The organism is Plantactinospora sp. WMMC1484 (assembly GCF_049315195.1).
GTDB lineage: Bacteria > Actinomycetota > Actinomycetes > Mycobacteriales > Micromonosporaceae > Plantactinospora.
The window spans coordinates 4,061,585-4,083,602 of record NZ_CP186055.1 but is presented as its reverse complement, the minus strand read 5'-3'; the positions used below and the strand labels follow the sequence as shown (position 1 = coordinate 4,083,602).

The 22,018-nt window shown below is 70.6% G+C and carries 20 protein-coding genes, 1 tRNA gene and 1 pseudogene; 7 read left to right on the top strand and 15 right to left on the bottom strand.

Annotation, left to right across the window (positions count from 1 at the left end; translation table 11 throughout):
- Positions 1-46 precede the first annotated feature (46 nt).
- Together ACN28C_RS17955 and ACN28C_RS17950 are read right to left on the bottom strand one after the other, a co-directional pair.
- The gene (locus tag ACN28C_RS17955) at positions 47-946 is read right to left on the bottom strand and encodes an NAD(P)-dependent oxidoreductase (RefSeq protein WP_422768689.1); all 900 of its coding nucleotides are present in this window, start codon (positions 944-946) and stop codon (positions 47-49) included.
- 193 nt (positions 947-1,139) lie between these two features.
- A complete protein-coding gene (locus ACN28C_RS17950; RefSeq protein WP_422768688.1) occupies positions 1,140-1,949 on the bottom strand; it encodes an N-acyl homoserine lactonase family protein in 810 nt (269 codons plus the stop codon).
- Between the two features lie 280 nt (positions 1,950-2,229).
- On the opposite strand from ACN28C_RS17950, the gene ACN28C_RS17945 reads away from it, so the two are divergent.
- The 7 genes from ACN28C_RS17945 (at position 2,230) to ACN28C_RS17915 (ending at position 8,138) form a co-directional block, all read left to right on the top strand.
- Positions 2,230-2,961 carry an SDR family NAD(P)-dependent oxidoreductase gene (locus ACN28C_RS17945; protein ID WP_422768687.1) on the top strand — a complete coding sequence of 244 codons (732 nt, stop codon included), beginning with the start codon at positions 2,230-2,232 and terminating at the stop codon, positions 2,959-2,961.
- A 404-nt stretch (positions 2,962-3,365) separates the two neighbouring features.
- Positions 3,366-4,481, top strand: a complete 1,116-nt coding sequence (locus ACN28C_RS17940; RefSeq protein WP_422768686.1) for a glycoside hydrolase family 53 protein — start codon at positions 3,366-3,368, stop codon at positions 4,479-4,481.
- A gap of 746 nt (positions 4,482-5,227) precedes the next feature.
- On the top strand, positions 5,228-5,695 hold the full coding sequence (locus ACN28C_RS17935; RefSeq protein ID WP_422768685.1) for a hypothetical protein: 468 nt from the start codon (positions 5,228-5,230) through the stop codon (positions 5,693-5,695).
- Positions 5,696-5,774: 79 nt separating this feature from the next.
- Positions 5,775-6,266: a winged helix-turn-helix domain-containing protein gene (locus tag ACN28C_RS17930; RefSeq protein ID WP_422768684.1), complete on the top strand. Its 492-nt coding sequence runs from the start codon at positions 5,775-5,777 to the stop codon at positions 6,264-6,266.
- Positions 6,230-6,853, top strand: a complete 624-nt coding sequence (locus ACN28C_RS17925; RefSeq protein WP_422774727.1) for an IS630 family transposase — start codon at positions 6,230-6,232, stop codon at positions 6,851-6,853. Before ACN28C_RS17930 ends, ACN28C_RS17925 begins: the two co-directional genes overlap by 37 nt.
- A 90-nt stretch (positions 6,854-6,943) precedes the next feature.
- On the top strand, positions 6,944-7,387 hold the full coding sequence (locus ACN28C_RS17920; protein WP_422768683.1) for a hypothetical protein: 444 nt from the start codon (positions 6,944-6,946) through the stop codon (positions 7,385-7,387).
- Positions 7,388-7,595: 208 nt separating this feature from the next.
- On the top strand, positions 7,596-8,138 hold the full coding sequence (locus tag ACN28C_RS17915) for an SAF domain-containing protein (protein ID WP_422768682.1): 543 nt from the start codon (positions 7,596-7,598) through the stop codon (positions 8,136-8,138).
- 78 nt (positions 8,139-8,216) lie between these two features.
- Here the strand turns inward: ACN28C_RS17915 and ACN28C_RS17910 are convergent, their stop codons facing one another.
- The 13 genes and pseudogenes from ACN28C_RS17910 to ACN28C_RS17850 form a co-directional block, all read right to left on the bottom strand.
- Positions 8,217-9,110, bottom strand: a complete 894-nt coding sequence (locus ACN28C_RS17910) for a pyridoxal-phosphate dependent enzyme (RefSeq protein ID WP_422768681.1) — start codon at positions 9,108-9,110, stop codon at positions 8,217-8,219.
- A gap of 134 nt (positions 9,111-9,244) precedes the next feature.
- Entirely contained in the window at positions 9,245-9,538 is a 294-nt protein-coding gene (locus ACN28C_RS17905) for a transposase (RefSeq protein ID WP_422768680.1), read from the bottom strand.
- 419 nt (positions 9,539-9,957) lie between these two features.
- A tRNA-Pro gene (locus tag ACN28C_RS17900) sits at positions 9,958-10,031 on the bottom strand.
- A 235-nt stretch (positions 10,032-10,266) separates the two neighbouring features.
- Positions 10,267-11,673, bottom strand: a complete 1,407-nt coding sequence (gene der, locus ACN28C_RS17895; protein WP_422768679.1) for a ribosome biogenesis GTPase Der — start codon at positions 11,671-11,673, stop codon at positions 10,267-10,269.
- 67 nt (positions 11,674-11,740) lie between these two features.
- Positions 11,741-12,424: a (d)CMP kinase gene (gene cmk, locus ACN28C_RS17890; protein WP_422768678.1), complete on the bottom strand. Its 684-nt coding sequence runs from the start codon at positions 12,422-12,424 to the stop codon at positions 11,741-11,743.
- 323 nt (positions 12,425-12,747) lie between these two features.
- Complete coding sequence (locus ACN28C_RS17885; RefSeq protein WP_422768677.1) at positions 12,748-13,497, bottom strand: pseudouridine synthase; 750 nt, start codon at positions 13,495-13,497, stop codon at positions 12,748-12,750.
- Positions 13,484-14,500 (bottom strand): SMC-Scp complex subunit ScpB, encoded by a 1,017-nt coding sequence (gene scpB / locus ACN28C_RS17880; protein ID WP_422768676.1) that lies wholly within the window; start codon positions 14,498-14,500, stop codon positions 13,484-13,486. The genes ACN28C_RS17885 and scpB overlap by 14 nt, the downstream gene beginning before the upstream one ends.
- Positions 14,497-15,501: a segregation and condensation protein A gene (locus ACN28C_RS17875; protein ID WP_422774726.1), complete on the bottom strand. Its 1,005-nt coding sequence runs from the start codon at positions 15,499-15,501 to the stop codon at positions 14,497-14,499. Before ACN28C_RS17875 ends, scpB begins: the two co-directional genes overlap by 4 nt.
- Positions 15,502-15,825: 324 nt before the next feature.
- Positions 15,826-16,755, bottom strand: a complete 930-nt coding sequence (locus ACN28C_RS17870) for a ParA family protein (RefSeq protein WP_421493776.1) — start codon at positions 16,753-16,755, stop codon at positions 15,826-15,828.
- Positions 16,756-17,035: 280 nt separating this feature from the next.
- On the bottom strand, positions 17,036-18,022 hold the full coding sequence (locus tag ACN28C_RS17865; RefSeq protein WP_422768675.1) for a site-specific tyrosine recombinase XerD: 987 nt from the start codon (positions 18,020-18,022) through the stop codon (positions 17,036-17,038).
- Positions 18,019-19,134 (bottom strand): alanine dehydrogenase, encoded by a 1,116-nt coding sequence (gene ald, locus ACN28C_RS17860; protein WP_422768674.1) that lies wholly within the window; start codon positions 19,132-19,134, stop codon positions 18,019-18,021. The genes ACN28C_RS17865 and ald overlap by 4 nt, the downstream gene beginning before the upstream one ends.
- A 322-nt stretch (positions 19,135-19,456) precedes the next feature.
- Positions 19,457-20,065 carry an NUDIX domain-containing protein gene (locus ACN28C_RS17855; protein WP_422768673.1) on the bottom strand — a complete coding sequence of 203 codons (609 nt, stop codon included), beginning with the start codon at positions 20,063-20,065 and terminating at the stop codon, positions 19,457-19,459.
- Between the two features lie 208 nt (positions 20,066-20,273).
- A pseudogene (locus ACN28C_RS17850) lies at positions 20,274-21,986 on the bottom strand (CTP synthase); the annotation flags it as partial.
- Positions 21,987-22,018 lie beyond the last annotated feature (32 nt).

Here is a 22,018-nt window from a genome sequence, read left to right as displayed (position 1 = left end):
TCCACTCTGCGCCACCCGTACACCGCCCGCCGCCCGTCGATGATCGTCACGCGACAGGCTCCTCCCCGGTGTGCAGCCGGACACCTCCGGAGAGGTCTCCGATGGCGTCGACCACGGTGTTGCTGATCTCGTCGGCGTAGCCCAGCGCGCGGGCCAGGCCGAAGCTCGCGAGCGGACCGGCCGAGTTGGGGCTGACCACGCCGAGCCGGGCGGCGAGCTCGACGTAGAGGTTCACGTCCTTGAGCATCAGGGTGTTGGTGAGCCCACCCTGCAGGTAGTCGCCATGGATGATCTTCGGGAAGCGGTTCAGGGTGGCGAAGTTGACCCCGGAGCTGGCGTTGAGCACGGCGAGCAACGTCTCCAGATCGAGACCGGCCTTCCTGCCGGCGACCATCACCTCGGCGGTGGCCGACAGGGTGATCGCGTTGAGGAAGTTGTTCAGCAGCTTCACCGTGTGCCCGGCTCCGCTGGGCCCGCAGTGGAAGATCTTCGCGGCGAAGAGCTCCAGGACCGGGCGGGCCCGGTCGAGCGGGTCGGGCTCACCGCCGACCATCAGGGTCAGCGTCCCCTGCTCGGCGGCGGCGGCCCCGCCGGAGATGCCGGCGTCGAGGTACGCCGCTCCCCGCTCGGCGAGCAGCCGGTGGATGCGCGCGCTCGAGTCCGGTGCGGCGGTGGAGAGGTCGACCACGATCTGGCCGGGGCGGGCGTGGGCGAGCACACCGCCGTCGCCGAGGACCACCGCCTCGACGACGGTGCTGTCCGGCAGCGACAGCAGCAGGATGTCGCTGCCGTCGGTCAGCTCGGCTACCGATCCCGTGGCCTTCGCCCCGGCCGCGGCGACGTTGTCGGCGCGCACGTCGTAGCCGAGCACCTCCCGGCCGGCGCGCACGATGCAGGCGGACATCCGGCCGCCCATGTTGCCGAGTCCCGCGAAGCCGATCCTCATCACTGCTCTCCATCCCTCACTCGGTGGTCCGCCGGGTGCCGCTCCCGCCAGGCCTCCGGCGATCCGTCCGCCATCCCGCGGATCCCCGTCCGCCATCCCGCGGATCCGTCGCCGCTGCCGCCGTTCCCGCCCGCCATCCCCGCGGATCCGTCGCCGCTGCCGGCGTTTCCGCCCGCTGCCCCTGTCCGATCCGTCAGCACTCCTCGCCGATCGTGGCCGCGAGACCGGCCAGCGCCCCGGAGACCGGGGTGAACCGGGCGAGCGTCTCCGGGTCGTGGCCGGAGACCAGGTGGCGCACCTCGCCGGTCTGGAGCATCCCCCGGATCCGCTCGAAGCCGGCGTACATGTCGACGAGGCAGGCCACCTGGGAGAACGGCATGGCCCGCTCGTACTCCTCGTAGTAGTGCACCGCGTCGGAGGCGAGCAGCACGGTGCCTTCGGAGGTGTTCACCGTGACGATGCTCTGTCCGGGGGTGTGCCCGCCGACCCGGATCACCCGGACGCCTGGAGCAATCTCGACGTCGTCGGCGAAGGTGCGTACCCGCCCCTCCCGCTCGGCCTGCCGCAGATGGCCGAGTTCGGCGTCCTCCACCGAGTGGTGCAGCAGGGGCCGGTCCGCGTACGGGCCCGTCCAGAAGGCGTACTCGGCGGCGGCGACGACCAGCGGCGACGTGGGAAAAAGTGCCAGGTTGCCGATGTGGTCGTAGTGCGCGTGTGTGACGACGACCGGCGGCCCCGCGGCCCGGTCCACCCCGAGCGCGTCGAACGCGCTGCCCGGGGCGATCATGGTGGTGCGGTTGCGCCGGGCGCCGCCGGCCGCCGAGAAGCCGGTGTCCACCACGATGGTGCGGTCCGCGTTGCGGACGAGCCAGAAGAAGTAGTCCATCCCGATCGGGCCGTCGGGTTCGCCGTAGACGTGGTGGTTGAGGTAGACGTCGCTGCGTACGGTCTGCCGGGTGCCGTACTTGACGATGGTCACCTGGTAGCGGTCGATGCCGGGCATCAGTGCACCGCGACGGTCTCGCCGGCCGGCCCCGGCGGAGTGGCTGCTCCGGGCGATGCGGGCCAACCGTGTGACATACCTGCTCCTCGGGGACGGGACGGGCACGGACTGGGCGGCAACGTCGACGGACGATCGCCGGTCCGACTATATGATTGTCATACAAAATCTGCAACAGCCCTGTGCAGAGCACTTGAGCCTTCATGAAAACAGAAGGCTTGCGGGAACCGGTCAGTCGGGCAAAACTGTATGATCGTCGTACGATATATCGAGGAGGGGCGCCATGGATCTGACCGCCGTCGTGACCGGGGCGGCCGGAGGCATCGGCCGCAGCGTCGTGACCAGGCTGCGGGCCGCGGGCTACCGGGTCGTAGCGGTCGACGTCGCGCCGGCAGTGGCCGACCTCGCCGAGGCGGGCCGGGTGGTGCCGATGACCGCCGACATCACCGCCGAGGCGGCACCGGACGACGTGGTCGGTCGGGCGGCGGTCGAGTTCGGCCGGCTGGACCTGCTGGTCAACAACGCCGGACGGTTCCTGCGCCGCCCCATCCTCGACACCACAGACGACGACTTCGACGCCCTCTTCGCGGTGAACGTACGCTCGGCGTTCAGGTTCGCCCGCGCGGCCCTGCCGCACCTGGTCGAGACCGGCGGCTGCATCGTCAACACCGCCTCGATCTCGGGACTGGTCGGCGTGCCGAACCAGAGCGCCTACGCGATGACCAAGGGTGCGATCGTCCAGCTGACCCGGCAACTCGCCATCGAGTGCGCCGGGCGTGGCGTACGGGTCAACGCCGTCGCGCCCGGCGCGGTCGACACCGACTTCACCGCCGAGGCCAGGGCGGCCGACCCGGATCCCGCGGCGAGCCTGGCCGTGACGTTGGGCAACCATCCGATCGGCCGCATGTCGACACCCGACGAGGTGGCCCGAGCCATCGTCTTCCTGGCCTCACCCGAGTCTGCGGGCATCACCGGCACGATCCTCAGCGTGGACGGCGGCTACGTCGCTCGCTGAAACTGATCGACGAGTCCGACCGAGTCGTCATCGACCCCGGGCAGGAGAACACGACACCGCGACGGGCGCCAGCACCAGCGTGTTCGCCGCGAGCAGCCCGATGCGCGAGCAGCCCGATGCTCGCCGGTATCGGCGGCGTTCCTCCCAGGGACGACGACTTCTCACCGCCGGACATGCCGCGCCCGTCGCCTTCGGCAGCGACCAGGACCTCCCATCCGATGCGGAGTTGGGAGCGCTCACAGACGTGGGCCAGCCTTGATTACGCAGGTCGCCACAGCAGACACAAGGTATTTACATCCATCTCTGAAGATACTACTGTGAGCGCTCCCAGCCCCATCTATGTCATGTCCATCGATCGAAGGGGCACCGGGCCGATCGGCGGACGAGGATCGAGGAGATTGGCAATGACCGTCCACCACCAGTGGAAGCGGCGAATCGCCCTGATGCTGGCGGCCGTGGCCGTGCCCGCGACGCTGCTCACCGTCGCCGCACCCGCCTCCGCCGCCCCCATGACCATGCTGGGCGCCGACGTCTCCACCCTGCAGCGCGCCAACGACCTCGGCGCCAGGTACTACGACGCGAACGGCACCCAACGGGACGCGCTCGACATCCTCCGCGGCGTCGGCGTCAACTACGTCCGGCTTCGGATCTGGAACAACCCCCGCAGCGGCTACAACAACCGGGACAAGGTCCTGCAGTACGCCCGGACAGTGAAGGCCAAGGGCCTCAAGCTGATGATCGACTTCCACTACTCGGACAGTTGGGCGGACCCGGGCCAGCAGACCAAGCCGGCGGCCTGGGCCAGCCACGGCATCAACCAGCTCACCACGGATGTCTACAACTACACCTACGACGTCTGCAACAGCCTGCGAGCCCAGGGCACCACGCCGGACAGCGTGCAGATCGGCAACGAGATCAACAGCGGCATGCTGTGGAACGACGGCCGGGTGACCAACAACAACTTCTACAACCTCGGGTTGTTGCTGAAGGCCGGCTACAACGCGACGAAGGCATGCAACAGCGGCACCCAGGTGATCATCCACACGGCGCACGCCGACAGCCTGGCCAACGCACGCTGGTTCTACGACGGAATCCGCGGGCAGGGCGTGCAGTGGGACATCACCGCCCTGTCGTACTACTGCATGTGGCACGGCTCGATGAGCAACCTCTACAACGTGATCACCGACATGCGGAGCCGGTACGGCAAGCCGGTAGTCATCGCCGAGACCGCGTACCCGTTCACCTCCGGCAACGCCGACAGCACCAGCAACCACGGCGCCTCCAGCTGCTCCGGCTATCCGCTGACCTTCCAGGGCCAGGCGACCCACTTCACCCACGTGCAGAACACCGCCCGCGACGCAGGCGCGATCGGCGTCTTCTACTGGGAGCCGACCTGGTACGCCGTCCCCGGCAACGGTTGGGACCCGGCCAACATCAGCGGCAGCGGGAACGGCTGGGACCACATGGCCACCTTCGACTGGAACGGACGGCTCAACCCGAACATCCGATGGACCCCGTGACGGCGCGACCGCCCGCGTCCACGCCGGCGAACCGCCCCGCGTGAGGTAGCGGCGCCGGCCGGGTGGGCGTCACGACGATGTCCCGCCCGGCCGGTGCGCCGGTGGCCGGAGTGTGCCGGCCCGCTCTCCCCCGTCAGCGACCCGCGTGTCGTCGACACCCCCGAGGACCGGCCGGATGTGAGCTCCAGATGCAGCCCCTGGGCCAGATGCCGAAGTCGCGCGGCACCGCCACGAACTGCTCCACCCCGGGCCGTAGGTCGAAACGGGCCGCGTACCCAAGCGCGACCAATGCTCGCGTCACGGATCGCGAAAGTTCCATGAGCAGATTCAGGGCGCATGGCGCAGCATGAGGCCTCGGCCGCCGCCATCGGAGCCTGTGACGGGTGACCAACAGATGTCTTGACGTAGCGTAGACGCTCCTCCAGGCTCCTCCTGGGTCAGCACGCACCTGTTCAGGAGAGAGGTCCGATGGCCCCGGGCAGTGTCCGCCTCGCCGGCGATCCGGGCGAACCCGTCTCGGGCCCTCGCATTGTCGTGGCGTGTCCGGTTTGTGGATGGCACGAGGTCACCGACCGCCTGCGTTTGACGTGCGAGAAGGATACGACGCACGGCCGCCCGGTGGCGGTGAAGGCGTTGGTGGAGTGCGTTGAGGGCTGCTGGAAGGGCTGGTTTGATCGCTATCCGGCGGGCTGTTCCGCGCGAGATGAGGCTCCGCATCGGATCCGTATCAGAAGCCTCCACATCCCATGATCGACAGCTTCCTCGACCGAGCCACGTCCGTCCTGGAGCGGCGGTTCCTTACAAACGCCTTCCTACCAGTTCTGATCCTGTTGCCCTCCGCCGCGCTCCCATCTCTGATGCAGGAACGCCGACTCGATCACCTGATCGCGACCTTCAACCCGCTCCCGTTGGCCACCAAGACGTTGGTCGTTGCCGGGTACTTCACGCTCTGCTGGTTCTTGGCGGTGATCGTGGCCAGCCAATGGCGGAACATCATCCGGTTGTTCGAGGGGTACCCGCTGGCCCGATGGCCGATGCTCGACGAGGTGGGTAAACGCTGGCACCGGGCGCGTAGCGCCGCGCTGGAGGCGGATCGTGACGAGTGGTACGCCTGGTATCTTGAATACCCGGCGAGCACCGAAGTCCTGCCGACGCGGCTGGGCAACGTGATCCGAGCGGCGGAGCGGTACCCGTTGTACCGCTACAGCGGTTGAATGGCTGGGGTCTGGCTCGGTCGATCGCCTGTGATCAACCACTATGGACGACCGGTCGGTGTTGATCTATACCTGGGGTGTGAGGTACGCCGATAGTGGTGGCCTGTCCGCTGCCGGACGGGCCAAGCGGGAGCAGGTACGGATGCAGGCCGCGCGGATGTTCGCCGTCGATGTGCCGGCGGCGCAGGTCGCGGCCCGGCTACGGGTGTCGACGAAGTCGATCTACCAGTGGCGACGCCGCTGGCGTGCGGGTGGGATGACCGCCCTGGCCTCGACCGGCCCGGGTGGAAACGTCTCCCGGCTCTCACCGGACCAGCTACTGCGGCTACGAGCGGAGTTGGACCTCGGCCCGGCCGCACACGGCTGGATCGAGGACCAACGCTGGACCCTGGCCCGGGTCGCCACCCTGATCGGCCGACTGTTCCACGTCTCCTACACCCTGCGCGGCGTGTCCTACCTGCTGCACCGCATGGGCTACACCCCTCAGGTACCCACACACCGAGCCGTCCAGCGCGATGAGGACGCGATCGCCGACTGGCGGGCCACGACCTGGGCCAAGGTACGAGGCTAGCGGCGGCGACCAGGGCGTGGATCGTCTTCGAAGACGAGGCCGGACAGACCCTGCGCCCGTCCAGGGCCCGAACCTGGGCCCGCACGGGCCACACACCCACCGTGCGGGTATCGGGCAAGGGCTCAGGCCGAATCTCGATCGCCGGACTGATCGCCTACAAACCCGGCCAGCGCGGCCACGTCTTCTACCGCCTGCGCGTCCACCGCAACCGTACCGGCGAGCGCCGCAGCCTGTCCGAGGACGACTACGCCACCCTGATCACCGCCGCGCACCACCGGCTCCACGCCCCGATCATCCTGATCTGGGACGGAGTCAACACCCACACCAGCACCGCGATGCGCCAGCTCATCGCCGCCCGCCACCGGTGGCTGACCGTGGTCCAACTACCCGCGTACGCACCCGACCTCAACCCCGTCGAGGGCCTGTGGTCAACGATGAAGTCCAGCCTCGGCAACCTCGCCGTCGACGGCGTGGACCACCTCGCCGCGATCATCCGCAACCGACTCAAGCGCATCCAGTACCGACCCGACCTGATCCCCGGCTTCCTCGCCCAGACCGGACTCAGCCTGGAACCGGAACCACCATGACCGAAACAGACCCCAGACTTTCAACCGCTGTATGACGCGGACCTGATCCTGGTTTGGCCACGTCTGCTCCAAGTCCTGCCGCGCGAGTCCGTGCAGGATGTGGAGGATTCGCGGGCCACCCTTGAGTTTCTACTCGTCCTGTCGTTGTGGTTTGTCTGTTCTGGAGTGCTCTCACCAGGCATTGCCATGCTGGCCGGGAGTTCGGCGATCGTCGCCCTAGGGTGTTTCGCCGTCGCCGCCGTCGGCGCCTACGCCGCCTATCTGTCCGGCATCGCGGCAGCGTCCGAGTATGGCGAGCATTTGCGGGCCTTGTTCGACACCCACCGGTTCACACTGCTTGAGCAGCTCCGGCTCCCCACGCCCGCCGACTACGCCGATGAGCGCAGCCGGTGGCGCGAACTCGGCGCCTTCGTGGGCCGCGGCATCCCGCCCCGATGGTCTTACGAACGCGGCGTGGCGGAGCCGGTGAATCCCTGGCCCCGATTAGGGTCGCGCGGTGTCCCCGAACGAACGTCCGGCGACCTCGAACGCTGACGCCACCGAGCCGAGCGGCCGCGGGAAACCGGTCGGACAGGAACCAACCCCCTTCCCGGTTGGCGGCCGCATTGTCGATGTCGACCCAGTTGCCGAGCCGCCGCCCGCTACGTCGCCACCGCGGGCCCCTCAACCGCGCAAGGCTACCCGGAGCGGTGCACCCGACCGCTCCTTCCGTCGGGCCGGGCCGCTCTCGCGGTATCTGGCCGTGCTCGCCATAGCTGGCGTCGTTGCCGCGATCTACCTCACCGTCCAGCGGCCCGATACGGTAGCGGTCCTCGTCGCCACCCGTGACCTACCGGCGTATCACCTCATCACCCCGGATGACGTCACGCTGAGCACCCGGGAGGCGGATGAGACGGAGACGTACGCAGCCCTGCCAGTGCAGGGACGCCTGAGCCTCAAACCGATCGCCGGTGGTCAGCCACTACGACGGGGCGACATCGCGCCGGACGTGGCCTCGGTGCTCGGTGACAACCTCACAGTGCATGGCTTCGAGGTATCGCCCGCGGCCGTCCTCGGTGGCGCACTCCAACCCGGCAACCGGATCCAGCTGACGCTGATACGCGGCCAACGGGTGCTGGCCCGTCTCGACGCAGTCGTCCTGTCCGTGACCGGAGACGACCCGGCACCAACCAGGACGCTCGTGGTCGCGCTCCGGGCAAAGGACGCCAAGGCCAACGATGCGGCCATTGGGACCGGGACTGCAGTCGTATTCAGAGACCCAGCCGCAGCCGACGCCCCCGGCTAGGTCACGGTCGCTCGGTCCAGGCCCAACCCGGTTCATGTACTGCTCGTCACCCGGGCAGGGCCACCCGCGCAGCCGGCGTCACGGATGCCCGGATGCTACGTCGGCAGCGTGCTCGGACGGCGGCGGGCTGAACAGTCCCGGCAGCCCACCCGAGTGCAGGAAGACCAGGTTCTGCCCGATGCCGCCAGCCAACAGTGCAGCCATCGCCCGGCCCGTATAAGTTGGGTCAAGGAAGATACCCTCAGTACGTGCGGCCACCGCCACTGCATTCCGTGCGGCGCGCGTGTAGTAGCCGTAGCCCTGACCCACCCGCGACCGGTCGATCCGCAGCAATGCCGGGTCGATCTCGGCGCCGACCAGCGCAGCCACGGTCGCGCGCGGCTCCGACAACACGCCGGTGTCCACGCCGACAACCCGTTGCGGCCCGAGCTCCCGCACCAACCCCGCCATCGTCCCCCCGGAACCGAGCGCGACGACTACCGCGTCAAAGTCCGCGACCTGCTCCAAAAGTTCACGTCCACACCTTTCGTAGCCTTGGACTGAGGTCGCCGACGTACCGCCGAATGGAATTAGGTACCCGTCGACCTCGGCAGCCACATCGTCGGTTGGTCGGTCTCCTGCCCAGACAATCTCTGCACCCGCATAGTCGTCGAGCAGCAGGTTGCCACCCGGCCGCTCATTCTCCCCACCTACGAGCACCAGTACGCACCGCATCCCCAGGCGCGCGGCGGCCGCCGCGGTGAGCCGGGCGTGGTTGCTCTGCGGCGCACCCGTGGTCACCAGCGTGCTGGCCCCCGCTGCTATCGCCTCAGCACATGTGATTTCCAGCTTGCGCACCTTGTTGCCACCACCGCCAAGTCCGACCAGGTCGTCCCGCTTAATCCATAGTCTCGCCAGTCCCGCACGCGCCGCGAGACGAGGCGCTTCGTCGATCGGGGTCGGCCATGTGCCCAGTGATAGAGAACTGATCATGCTTCCAGCTAACCACTGATACGGCAGGGGTCTGACACGAAAATCTCGGTGACTTGCGAGGGCCTGTTCGGGTCAGCCGACTTGTGGAAGCGGGTCGAAGCTGACGGTCAGCCCGAGAGTGTCGGCCTCGCGGATCATCCGTTCCATGGCGCTTTCGGGGCGGCGAACCTGGTCATGTCGCCGCCGGTCTCGGCGAGGACCACCTCCGCGGCCCGGCGGCCCACACCGGGCAGGGAGTCGAGGTTGCTGATGCCGTCGTGGCCGGCGACCAGGTCGACGATCCCGACGAGGTCGGTGGTTTTCTTCCTCGCCCGGCCGACAGCGACTCCGGCCAGCACCTGTGGATCGCGTTCGCCGGCGATGAGCGCATCGCTGATGGCCCGTCCGGTCGTGCCGACCACATTGGTGATGACACTGGTCAGCTCCATCCCCGGTGTCCTGCGGTTCCTTTTCCTTCTCCAACTGCTGGATCTCCTGCCCACGGTCACGGTCAGTTCGCTGCGGCGGCGGGTCAGGTCACGCAGTTCGCGCATCCGACGGTCAGGGACGAGGGAGCCGAGGACCATCCCGGACGCCCCGGCCCTGGCCAGGAACGTCGCGTCCGACGGGTCGGTCTTGCAAGCACGGATACCCCGCAGGTGGGCGGGGGTTGACCAGCATCAGGTTCAGCCGTTCCTGCAGCGTGTAGTGACGAAAGAAGGCCGCGGGTCATGGGTCGCTGACCACGACAGCGCTACCTGCATCCGAACCGGGTGTCAATCACGGTCGCTGGGGCGGCGCCGACCCCGCACCTGGCGGTCCCCAAAGGGGAGGCCGCATGATCGCGGAAAATGCCCTTCTACCTGCGTCGGGACGGCCGGATTCGAACCGACGACCCCTTGACCCCCAGTCAAGTGCGCTACCAAACTGCGCCACGTCCCGCTGCTTCCGCCCGGCTCACCGTGCGACAGCCGGTACAGCGTAGCGCAGGGCGTCTTCGTCCGCGCACCGCCCTGCCGTCCCTTCCCTGTTGCGCGTGGTCAGCCGCTACCCCTGGTGGCCTGGCCCACATCCGCTCAGCGCATCCTAGGAAGATAGGTCAAGAGACCGGCACGGCGTGACGTGGACGACGGGTACGGGCTCCGACGGCGGTGGCTGGCTGCTTCCGGCCGGACGTTCAGCCGTGCGGCTTGCCCCGCCCGCCGGCACCGACCTTCTTACGGGGACGTACCGAGACCTCCACCGGACTGCCCGTGAAGCCGAACTCCTCGCGGAGCTTGCGCTCGACGAAGCGCTGGTAGCCGGCGTCCAGCGGGCCGGTGGTGAAAAGCACGAAGCGGGGCGGGCAAACACCCGCCTGGGTGGCGAAGAGCACCCGGGGCGCCCGGCCGCCCCGCACCGGGTGCGGAGTCGCCTGTACCAGCGCGGTGAGCCACTGGTTGAGCTGCCCGGTCGGGACCCGGGTCTCCCAGCTCGCCAGCGCGGTGCGCAGTGCCGGCGCGAGCTTCTCCATCGCCCGGCCGGTCTTCGCCGACACGTTGAGCCGGATCGCCCACGGAATCCGGCGCAGCTCCCGGTCGATCTCCTTGTCAAGGTAGTATCGCCGGTCCGCATCGACCAGGTCCCACTTGTTGAAGGCGATCACCAGGGCCCGACCGGCCTCGGTGACCGTGGTCAGGATTCGCTGGTCCTGCTCGCTGATCGGCTCACTGGCGTCGAGCAGCACCACCGCCACCTCGGCCGCCTCGATCGCGGCGGCGGTACGCAGGCTGGCGTAGTACTCCGTACCGCTGGCCCTGCCCACCCGCTTGCGCAGCCCGGCGGTGTCGACGAACTGCCAGACCTCCCCACCGACCTCCACCAGGCTGTCGACCGGGTCGACCGTCGTGCCGGCGACCGAGTCGACCACCGCCCGCTCCTCCCGGGCCAGCCGGTTGAGCAGGCTGGACTTGCCGACGTTGGGGCGGCCGACCAGCGCGACCCGGCGCGGCCCTCGCGGCCCCGCCTCGGTCACCGGCGGCGCGTCCGGCAGCGCCTCGAGGATGGCGTCGAGCAGGTCGCCGGAGCCCCGGCCGTGCAGCGCGGAGACCGGCCGGGGCTCGCCGAGGCCGAGCGACCAGAGCGAGGTGGCCTCGATCTCCACGGCCGCGTTGTCTGCTTTGTTGGCGACCAGGATGACCGGCTTGGCGCTGCGCCGCAGCATCCGTACCGCGGCCTCGTCGATGTCCGTGGCGCCGACCGTGGCGTCGACCACGAAGAGCACCACGTCGGCGGTGGCGACCGCGTTCTCCGCCTGGGCCGCGATGGCGGCGGCCCGGTCCTTCGCGTCCGGTTCCCAGCCACCGGTGTCGACGACCGTGAACTGTCTCCCCGACCACTGCGCGTCGTACGGGACCCGGTCCCGGGTCACTCCCGGCGTGTCCTCCACCACCGCCTGCCGGCGACCGATGATCCGGTTCACCAGCGTCGACTTGCCCACGTTGGGACGGCCGACCACCGCCACCACCGGCACCGGGCCAGTCGTTCCGGCCTCCTCGTCGGCCTCCGGTTCCCGCAGCTCTACCCAACCGTCCCCCGCGCTCACGCCGCCTCCTCGCCCGACCGGGTACGACCCCGGTTCACCAACTCACCGATCCCGCCGATCCGCCCGGTCACCGGGCCGGCCGCTCTCCGGTGAGCAGCTCACGCAGTCTGACGACGACCTCGTCGATGCCGAGCGCGGTGCTGTCCAGCACCACCGCGTCCGGGGCCTGCCGCAGCGGGTCGGCGGCCCGGGTGGAGTCGAGCCGGTCGCGTCGGGCCAGGTCGGCCACTGTCGCACCGAGGTCGGCGGCGTTCTCGGCGCTGCGCCGCCGCGCCCTCGTCTCGGCCGAGGCGGTCAGGAAGACCTTGAGGTCGGCATCCGGCGCCACCACCGACCCGATGTCCCGGCCCTCCACGACGATCCGTCCGGCCGCGTCGATCATCTCGCGCTGTAGCCCGACGAGCAGCTCCCGGACCGCGGGTACGGCCGACACGGCGGAGACCGCCGCCGTCACCTCCGGGCCCCTGATCTCGCGGTCGACGGCGATCCCGTCGGCGGTCACGCTCGGCGCCTCCGGATCCACCCCGATCTTCAGGTCGGTTTCCCCCGCGACCTTGGCCACCGCCTCGGCGTCCTGCGGATCGACCCCGGAGCGCAGCACCGCCCAGGTGACGGCCCGGTACATGGCCCCGGTGTCGAGGTAGCGGGCGCCGAGCGCGCTCGCCAGCCGCCGGGAGACGGTGGACTTTCCCGAACCGGACGGGCCATCCACGGCGACGACACATCGCCCGGTCCGTACCTTTTCAGCCACCGTTCCTCCTCCACCGAGTCCTTCGGGCGATCCGCCCGGCACCGCCGATCTCATCGGGCGGCGGGCCGCGGCGACGCACCGCCTGTCGCAGTCCATCATGCCCCGTCCGCCGGAACGGCCCGCGCCCGACACCGGCAGCGACGGTCGGTGACGCCGCTCCGACGCAACCGCCTCGCGACGCAACCGCCTCGCGACGCAACCGCGCCCGCGGGCACAGCAGCACCCGCCCGCGGGCGCAGCAGCACCCGACCGCGTTCGCGTCCGGCCCAGCGACATCCGGCGGACGCCGGCCTCGACCCGGCCTGGAGCGTGCGGCAGCGTGGTCAGCCCTCGACCGCTTTGAAGAGCGCGGCGATCTCGGCGTTCGTCAGCCGACGGTTGCGACCGGGCCGCAGGTCCCCGAGCCGGATCGGCCCGATGGCGGTACGGATGAGCCGGGAGACCGGATGCCCGACCTCCTCCAGCAGCCGCCGCACGATGTGTTTGCGCCCTTCGTGCAGGGTCAGTTCGACCTGCGCGGTCCGTCCCAACGTGTCCACCAGACGGAACTCGTCCACCCGGGCCAGGCCGTCCGACAGCTCGACGCCGGCCTTCAACCGCCGTCCAGCGTCGCGACGGAGCGGGCCCGCCACCTCGCACAGGTAGGTCTTCGGCACCCCGTACGACGGGTGCATCAACCGGTGCGCCAGCGTGCCGTCGTTGGTCAGCAGCAGCAGGCCCTCGCTGTCGGCGTCGAGCCGGCCGACGTGGTAGACCCGCTCCTCCACCCGGCCGAGGAAATCCGCCAGCGCCGTGCGGCCCTTCTCGTCCGCCATCGTCGACACCACGCCGCGCGGCTTGTTCATCGCCAGGTAGACCAGCCGGGTGTCGGTGACCAGCCGCTCCCCGTCGACGTAGATGACGGCGGTGGCCGGGTCGACCTTGTCACCGAGCTGGGCGACCCGGCCGTCCACGGTGACCCGGCGCCGAAAGATCAGATCCTCGCAGGCGCGCCGGGAACCGACGCCGGCCGCGGCGAGCACCTTCTGCAGGCGCTCGACGCCGGGGGCACCGGAGCTGTCATCGTGGGGCATCGGCAATCTCTTCCACGTCGTCGGGCAGGAACGGGGCCAGTGACGGGAGCTGGGCGACGGTGTCCAGCCCCAGCTTCTCCAGGAACAGCGTTGTCGTCCGGTAGAGGAAGGCTCCGCTCTCCGGCTCGGTGCCGCACTCCTCGATCAGGCCACGGGAGACCAGGGTACGGATCACCCCGTCACAGTTGACACCCCGGATCGCCGAGATCCTGGACCGGGTCACCGGCTGCTTGTAGGCGACCACGGCGAGGGTCTCCAGTGCCGCCTGGGTCAGCCGGACGGACTGCCCGTCCAACACGAACCGCTCGACGTAGGCGGCGTATTCCGGGCGGGTGTAGAGCCGCCAGCCGCCAGCCGCCCTCCGCAGCTCGAAGCCGTGCCCGGCCGAGGTGTAGCCGGCTGCCAGCTCTGCCAGGGCGGCCGCCACCCGCCCGGTCGGCTGCTCCAACACCTGCGCCAGCACGGTCTCGGTGACCGGCTCGTCCACCACCAGCAGGATCGCCTCCAACGCTCCGCGCAGCTCGGCGTCGTCGATCAGTGCCAGCGCCGTACCCTGCCGGTCAGACCCGCCGGGCGCCAGCGCCGTGCCCTGCCGGTCAGACCCGCCGGGCGCCAGCGCCGCCGCCGGCGCACCCTCCGGCTCCGGACCGGCATCACCGGGTACGTCCACCGCCTCACCCGGCTGGGCACCACGTTCTCCGGCGCCGGGCTCCCATCCCGTCCGATCCGCAGCCGGCACCCCGACCTCAGGAACCACCGCGATCTCAGGAACCACCGCGATCTCAGGAACCACCCCGACCTCAGAAACCAGCTTGACCTCAGGAACCACCTCGATCGGCGCCGACGAATCCTCAACTCCGTCGGAGACGTCCGCGGGGTCGGTCGGCGGGTCGGCGGGCTCGGCGCAGGGCTGGGGCGGCCGGATCGCGGCCGGCCGCTCCCACGGCGGCACCCAGGCCGCTGCCTGCTCGGCCAGGGAGTCGGGCTGCTCTTCGCCGGTCACCGCGTCTCCTCCTGCGTCTCGTCCCGCTCGTCGCCGCTCGCCGGCCCGTCCGGGGCGGTCCCGCCCCCCTCCGCCGTGCCCGCCGGCACCAGCGGTTCCGGCGGTTGATCCGCACCGGCCGGCCGGTCCGGTGGTGCGGGCGCGCCCGCGTACTCGTCGATGTCGAGGTCGGCGCCGCCGTCGTCGGGGCCGGTCCACCGTACGGTCAGTTCGCCGAGCGCCTCCACCTGGGCGAACCCGACCAGACCCTCCCGATACAGCTCCAGCAGGGCCAGGAACCGGGCGACAACTTCAAGCGTGGATTCGCAATCCGCGCAGAGCACTCGAAAGGTCGCGATACCGGCCCGACGGAGCCGGTCCCGCAGCAGGGCGGCGTGTTCCCGGACACTCACCCGGACCATGTGCACGTGGTCGATGGAGACCACCGGCGGCTTCTTCGGGGTCATCGCCTTCACCGCCAGCGCGGCGAGCCGGTCCGGTCCGATCCCGAGCACCAGGTCCGGCAGCGCCTCGGCGTACCGTGGCTCCAGGGTGACCGCCCGCGGGTAGCGGCGGGAACCGACCGACTCCAGCTCGGCGATGTGCGCGGCGGCCTCCTTGAAGGCCTTGTACTGCAACAACCGCGCGAAGAGCAGGTCCCGGGCCTCCAGCAGGGCCAGGTCCTCCTCGTCCTCGACCTGGGCGGCCGGCAGCAGCCGGGCGGCCTTGAGGTCCAGCAGGGTCGCGGCGACGACGAGGAACTCGCTCGCCTCGTCCAGGTCCCAGTCGTCCCCCATCGCCCGGATGTAGGCGATGAACTCGTCGGTGACCCGGTGCAGCGCGACCTCGGTCACGTCGAGCTTGTGCTTGCCGATGAGCTGGAGGAGCAGGTCGAACGGACCGGTGAAGTTCGCCAGCCGTACGGTGAATCCGCCGGCCGCCTCCGCCTCGGCGTCGTCGGTCCCGGTCCCACCGGCCGGCTCGCCTGGCGCCGCAGGCTCGTCGTCGCCGACGACCGGCACCCCCTCGGCCTCCGGTGCCTCCCGGATCTCCGCTACCCGCCGGGTCTCCGCCACCTGCCGAACCTCCGGTACGGCGGCCGGCACCCCATCCGATGACTGCGCGACAGGTGGCTGCGCGACCGGTGGCGGGTCGGGCGTGGCCGGGGAGGCTGGCGCGGAGTTCACCCGACGACCGTAGTCCACCGGCTCCGAACCGCCGGCCACCAGCGCCGCCCCGGTACCGTCACTCACCTGATGATCCTCGACACCGCGGGCACCGACCGGGGCCCGGGAGCCGACAGGGAACACCGGCCGGCGCCGGCCGGCCGGAACCGCCCACCGGCGCTACCGCTCGGCCTGCGCGGCGATCACTTCCCGAGCCAACTGCCGGTAGTTGCGGGCTCCGGAGGAGGCCGGATCCAGCGTTGTGATCGGCGCGCCCGCGACCGTCGACTCGGGGAACTTCACCGTCTTGGTGATCACCGTCTGGTAGACCTTGTCGCCGAAGGCCTCCACCACCCGCTGGAGCACCTGCCGGCAGTGCGTGGTGCGGCTGTCGTACATGGTGGCGAGGATGCCTTCCAACTCCAGGTCGAAGTTGAGCCGCTCGCGGACCTTGTCGATGGTGTCCAGCAGCAGGGCCACGCCGCGGAGGCTGAAGAACTCGCACTCCAGCGGGATGAGCACGCCGTCCGCCACGGTGAGGGCGTTGATGGCGAGCAGCCCGAGCGACGGCTGGCAGTCGATCAGGACGAAGTCGTATTCCTTGCGGATCGACTTGAGCACCCGGGCCAGCGCCATCTCCCGGGCGACCTCGTTGACCAGTTGGATCTCGGCGGCCGAGAGGTCGATGTTGGCCGGCAGCAGGTGCAGTCCGGCGACATCCGTCTTGATCAGCACGTCCTCGGCGGTGACGTCGTCCTGCATCAGCAGGTTGTAGACGGAGAGATCGAGGTTGTGCGGGTTGACGCCGAGGCCGACCGAGAGCGCCCCCTGCGGGTCGAAGTCGACAAGCAGCACGCGCCGGCCGTACTCGGCCAGGGCGGCACCGAGGTTGATGGTCGTGGTGGTCTTGCCCACCCCGCCCTTCTGGTTGGCCATCGCAATGATCCGGGCCGGACCGTGCTGGTCGGTCGGCATCGGCTCGGGGATCGGCTTGCGCATCGTGTACGCGGCCGGGTCGGCCGGACCCAGCTCGGCGCCGAGATCCAGGGCGGACTGCTGCTCGCGCAGGGTCGAGGTCCACGCCTCGGCGCGATCGCCGTTTCCAGCCATGTCCTCGTACGCCCCCTCCCGACGACTGCCCGGCGTCGGAGCCGAACGGTGTCCTGTGCGGCGCCGCCGCGAACCTCGATTGCCGCCTCACGAGGCCGCGCCAGATCCCGACTCTACGCCACGTCGCAGCACCGTAGTGGGCACCGTCTCGGCGTGTCGAACCAGCCGCCGACAGGGCGCCGACCGAGCGCCGACACCTCGCGCCGACCGCCACGAACGCGATCGGGATCGGTCCGCCGCCCGACAGTACCCCGCCGATGCCGTCCCGGGGATCGCCCGGTCAGCCCCGCGCCCGGGGATGTGCGGTCGCGTACACCTCCCGGAGCCGTTCCACGGTGACCAACGTGTAGACCTGGGTGGTGGTCACCGAGGCGTGCCCGAGCAGTTCCTGCACCACCCGCACGTCGGCGCCGCCGTCGAGCAGGTGGGTGGCGTACGAGTGGCGCAGGGTGTGTGGGGAGACCGCGCGCGGCCCCGCCACCGGCAGTCCGGCCCGCCCGGCGGCGCGGCGCAGGATGGTCCAGGCGCTCTGTCGGGACAGCGCCCCGCCCCGGGCGTTGAGGAAGACCGCCGGCACGCCACGCCCGGCGGCGGCCAGGGCCGGCCGGCCCCGGACCAGGTAGGCCCGCACCGCCTCGGCGGCGTATCCGCCGACCGGCACCAGACGGCTCCGGCCGCCCTTGCCGTGCAGCAGCACCGAGCCGTCGACCAGGTCGAGGTCGTCGATCGCGGCGCCGACCGCCTCGGAGATCCGCGCGCCGGTGCCGTACAGGAATTCCAGCAGTGCCCGGTCCCGCAGCGCCAGCGCGGCCCCGGGTCCGGTCGCGCCGGCCGCTCCTGCCTTCTCCAGCAGCCGCTCCACCTCGGAGACGTCCAGGGCCCGGGGCAGCCGGCGGGGCAGGGCCGGCGGGTGTACGTCCCGGCTGGCGTCCTGGCCGACCAGGCCCTCCCGGACGGCGAACCGGTGCAGCCCACGGACGGCACTGGCGGCACGGGCCGCCGATGCCGCCGCGAGCGGCGGGTGGCCGTCGTGCCCGGCCCGCAGCCGCGCCACGTGGTCGGCGATCTCCGCCGGCCCGACCGCCGCCAGCTCCTCGACGCCGGCGGCGGCCAGCGATCCGAGATACCGCTCCAGATCCCGCCGGTACGACGCGAGCGTGTTGGTCGCCAGCCCGCGCTCGACCGTGAGATGGTCGAGGTAGCCGCGGAGCACACGCCGCAGGGCCGGCGACGGTTCGGGCCCGTCACCGACCGGAGCGGAACTCATCCGAGGACGTCCGCCAGTGGCCGGGCGGCCATGCCGTGCGCCTCGGCGACCGGGCCGTAGGTGACCTGCCCGGCGTGCGTGTTCAGCCCGAGCGCGAGCGCCGGATCGCGGCGCAGCGCCTCCCGCCAGCCGTGGTTCGCCAGTTCCAGCGCGTACGGCAGGGTGACGTTGGTCAGCGCGTAGGTGCTGGTGTGCGGCACCGCGCCGGGCATGTTCGCCACACAGTAGAAGAGCGAGTTGTGCACCGGATAGACCGGGTCGTCGTGCGTGGTCGGGCGGGAGTCCTCGAAGCAGCCTCCCTGGTCGATCGAGATGTCCACCAGCACGCTGCCCGGCTTCATCCGGGAAACCAGGTCGTTGCTGATCAGCGTCGGCGCCTTGGCGCCGGGCACCAGCACCGCGCCGATCACGAGGTCGGCGTCGACGACGGCCCGCTCGATCTCGTAGGTGTTCGACGCCACCGTCTGGATGTGACCCCGGTAGATCGCGTCGGCCTGGCGGAGCTGGCCGACCGCCCGGTCCAGCAGCAGCACCTCGGCCTGGAGGCCGAGCGCGATCGCCGCGGCGTTCCGGCCGGAGACCCCGGCTCCGATCACCACGGTCTTGGCGGCGTAGACCCCGGAGACGCCGCCCATCAGCACGCCGCGCCCGCCGCCGGAACGCATCAGGTGGTACGCGCCCACCTGCGGCGCCAACCGGCCGGCGACCTCGGACATCGGGGCGAGCAGCGGCAGCGAACGGTCGGGCAGCTCGACGGTCTCGTACGCGATCCCGGTCACCTTCCGGTCCAGCAGCGCGTCGGTGCAGCCCTTCGAGGCGGCCAGGTGCAGGTAGGTGAAGAGCACCTGTCCCTCGCGCATCCGGTGGTACTCCTCGGCGACCGGCTCCTTGACCTTGAGGACCAGGTCGGCGACGCCCCACACCTCGTCGGCGTCGCCCAGGATCGTGGCCCCGGCGGAGGCGAGCTCGGCGTCGGTGATCGACGACCCTGCCCCGGCCCCGCTCTCCACGAAGACCTTGTGGCCGGCACGGACGAACTCGTGCACCCCGGCCGGGGTGATCGCCACCCGGTACTCGCGGTTCTTGACCTCGCGCGGAATTCCGACCTTCACGATCCAGACACCTCTCTCCGGGTACCGGCCCCGGCCGCGCGACGAGCGACGGCCCCGTTGCCGCCACGGTCCACCGTCCCGCCCGCGGAAGTCTAGGACCGGGGCGACGTGCCGGCAGCCGCCATTGTGACAACGGGTAGCCGGCAACCTTGACGGTATGTCAGTCACCTCACGACGAACCCGCACGACCGACCGCCACCCGTGACGCGACCGTGCGGCGGGACGTCGACAGCGACCGACCGGCGGGACGTCGACAGCGACCGACCGGCGGGACGTCGACAGCGACCGTGCGGCGGGACGTCGACAGCGACCGTTGCGGCGGTCAGGGCAGGGGCGAGTCCGCGGGCCGGAGTCCCGCCCAGTCGCGGTCCCTGGCCCGGGCCGCCGCGAGCACCCCGGCGACGCAGGCCACATTGGTGATCTCGCCGGCGAGCACCATCGACACGGCCTCGTCCAGGTCGACCCGGATCACCTCCAACTCGGCCTCCTCGTCACGCCGCTCGTGCCGCTGTTCCGGCACCACCTCGGAGAGCTGCCGGGCCAGGAAGATCCGGATCAGTTCGTCGGAATAGCCCGGCGAGGTGTGCACGTCCACCAGCAGGTCGAGCCGGCCGGCCGCGAGGTCCGCCTCCTCGGCCAGCTCCCGCAGCGCCGCGGCCGGCGGCTCCTCCCCGGCGACATCGGTCAGCCCGGCGGGCAGCTCCCAGATCACCCGGCGCAGCGGGTGGCGGTACTGGCGGATCAGCACCGCCCGTCCCCGCTCGTCGAGGGCGAGCACGCCGACCGCACCCACGTGTCGGACGTAGTCCCGGGAGACGACCCGGCCGCCCGGCATCGTGACCTGGTCGGTGACCACGGAGAAGACCCTGCCCCGGAACTGTTCCCGCCGGTCCCGTACCTCGTAGACGTGCCCGCCCACCCGACCGTTCACGCCGCCACCACCGCTGCCCCCACTACCCCCGTTACCACCGCTGCCGCCACCCCGACCCGATCGCGGGTCACGAGGAGGAGCTCGCCTTTGCCGGCCGGATCTGCCGGTTGTTCCCGGTGACCTCCTCCGACTCGGTGAACTCCGCCAACTCGGAGCGTTCCGCCGCCACCCCGGAGCGCTCCCCGGAGAGCACGGCGGTGGCACCGCCGGCTCCGGATGCGCCCGGTGCCGCGCCGGCCACCGGGGCCATCTCCACGGGAAGCTGGTCCGCGGAGGAGTAGGCGACGACGGCGGCGACGAACGCGGCGAAGAGCGGATGTGGCCGGGTCGGCCGGCTCTTCAGCTCCGGATGCGCCTGGGTCGCCACGAAGAACGGATGCAGCGACCGGTCCAGCTCGACGAACTCGACCAGCCGACCCTCCGGCGAGGTGCCGGAGATGTGCATTCCGGCCTTTGTCAGCGCGTCCCGGTAGGCGTTGTTCACCTCGTACCGGTGCCGGTGCCGCTCGCTGACCTCGGTGTCGCCGTACGCCTGCGCCACCAGCGAGCCCTCCACCAGCCGCGCCGGGTACGCGCCCAGCCGCATGGTGCCGCCCATGTCGCCCCGACCGGCGACGATGTCCTCCTGGTCGGCCATGGTGGCGATCACCGGATGCCGGGCCTCGGAGTCGAACTCCAGCGAGTTGGCGCCGTCGAGTCCGGCGAGGTGCCGGGCCACCTCGATGGTCATGCACTGCAACCCGAGGCAGAGCCCGAGGATCGGGATGGCGTTCTCCCGGGCGTACCGTGCCGCGCCGATCTTGCCCTCGATGCCGCGTACGCCGAAGCCGCCGGGGATGACGATCCCGTCGACGCCGGCGAGCGCGGCTGCCGCGCCGGAGGCGGTGACGCACTCGTCGCTCGGCACCCAGTGCAGCTCCACCCGGGCCCGGTGGCCGAACCCGGCCGCCCGGATCGCCTCGCTCACCGACAGGTACGCGTCGGGCAGGTCGACGTACTTGCCGACCAGCGCGACCCGGACGGTGTGGTGCGGGTGGTGGACCCGCTCCAGCAGGTCGTCCCAGCGCTGCCAGTCGACGTCCCGGAACGACAGCCCCAGCCGGCGGACCACGTAGGCGTCCAGGCCCTCCCGGTGCAGCACCTTCGGGATGTCGTAGATGCTCGGCGCGTCGGGTGCGGCGATCACCGCCTCCCGGTCGACGTCGCAGTAGAGCGACAACTTGTGCTTGAGCTTGTCCGGGATCTCCCGGTCGGAGCGGCAGACGATGGCGTCCGGCTGGATACCGATGTTGCGCAGTGCCGCGACCGAGTGCTGGGTGGGCTTGGTCTTCAGCTCACCGGACGGCGCCAGGTACGGCACCAGCGACACGTGCAGGTAGAAGCAGTTGTCCCGGCCGAGATCGTGCCGGACCTGCCGGATCGCCTCCAGAAACGGCAGCGACTCGATGTCGCCGACCGTGCCGCCGACCTCGGTGATCACCACGTCCGGGGTGCGGCCGTCCTCGTCGGGGTCGCCCATGGCGAGGATCCGGGCCTTGATCTCGTTCGTGATGTGCGGGATCACCTGCACGGTGTCGCCGAGGTACTCGCCCCGGCGCTCCTTCGCGATCACCTCCGAGTAGATCTGGCCGGTGGTGACGTTCGCCTTGCCGGAGAGGGCGCGGTCGAGGAAACGCTCGTAGTGCCCGACGTCGAGGTCGGTCTCGGCCCCGTCGTCGGTGACGAATACCTCACCGTGCTGGAAGGGGTTCATGGTGCCGGGGTCGACGTTGAGGTAGGGGTCGAGCTTCTGCATCACGACCCGTAGGCCACGCGCGGTGAGGAGGTTTCCGAGGCTGGAGGCGGTCAGGCCCTTGCCGAGCGAGGAGGCGACGCCCCCGGTGACGAAAATGTGCCTGGTCGTCCGTACTGAAGGGGCCAAGGCCTGCTCCCGTGGTCGTCTGTCGCGGTCAT

Excerpts from the sequence above, each read along its gene's own strand:
- ACN28C_RS17870 (WP_421493776.1), bottom strand. The coding sequence starts at position 16,755 with ATGGCTGGAAACGGCGATCGCGCCGAGGCGTGGACCTCGACCCTGCGC.
- ACN28C_RS17910 (WP_422768681.1), bottom strand. The coding sequence starts at position 9,110 with ATGATCAGTTCTCTATCACTGGGCACATGGCCGACCCCGATCGACGAA.
- ACN28C_RS17905 (WP_422768680.1), bottom strand. The coding sequence starts at position 9,538 with ATGGAGCTGACCAGTGTCATCACCAATGTGGTCGGCACGACCGGACGG.
- ACN28C_RS17885 (WP_422768677.1), bottom strand. The coding sequence starts at position 13,497 with ATGCCCCACGATGACAGCTCCGGTGCCCCCGGCGTCGAGCGCCTGCAG.
- ACN28C_RS17865 (WP_422768675.1), bottom strand. The coding sequence starts at position 18,022 with ATGAGTTCCGCTCCGGTCGGTGACGGGCCCGAACCGTCGCCGGCCCTG.
- ACN28C_RS17955 (WP_422768689.1), bottom strand. The coding sequence starts at position 946 with ATGAGGATCGGCTTCGCGGGACTCGGCAACATGGGCGGCCGGATGTCC.
- ACN28C_RS17950 (WP_422768688.1), bottom strand. The coding sequence starts at position 1,949 with ATGCCCGGCATCGACCGCTACCAGGTGACCATCGTCAAGTACGGCACC.
- ACN28C_RS17945 (WP_422768687.1), top strand. The coding sequence starts at position 2,230 with ATGGATCTGACCGCCGTCGTGACCGGGGCGGCCGGAGGCATCGGCCGC.
- ACN28C_RS17940 (WP_422768686.1), top strand. The coding sequence starts at position 3,366 with ATGACCGTCCACCACCAGTGGAAGCGGCGAATCGCCCTGATGCTGGCG.
- ACN28C_RS17935 (WP_422768685.1), top strand. The coding sequence starts at position 5,228 with ATGATCGACAGCTTCCTCGACCGAGCCACGTCCGTCCTGGAGCGGCGG.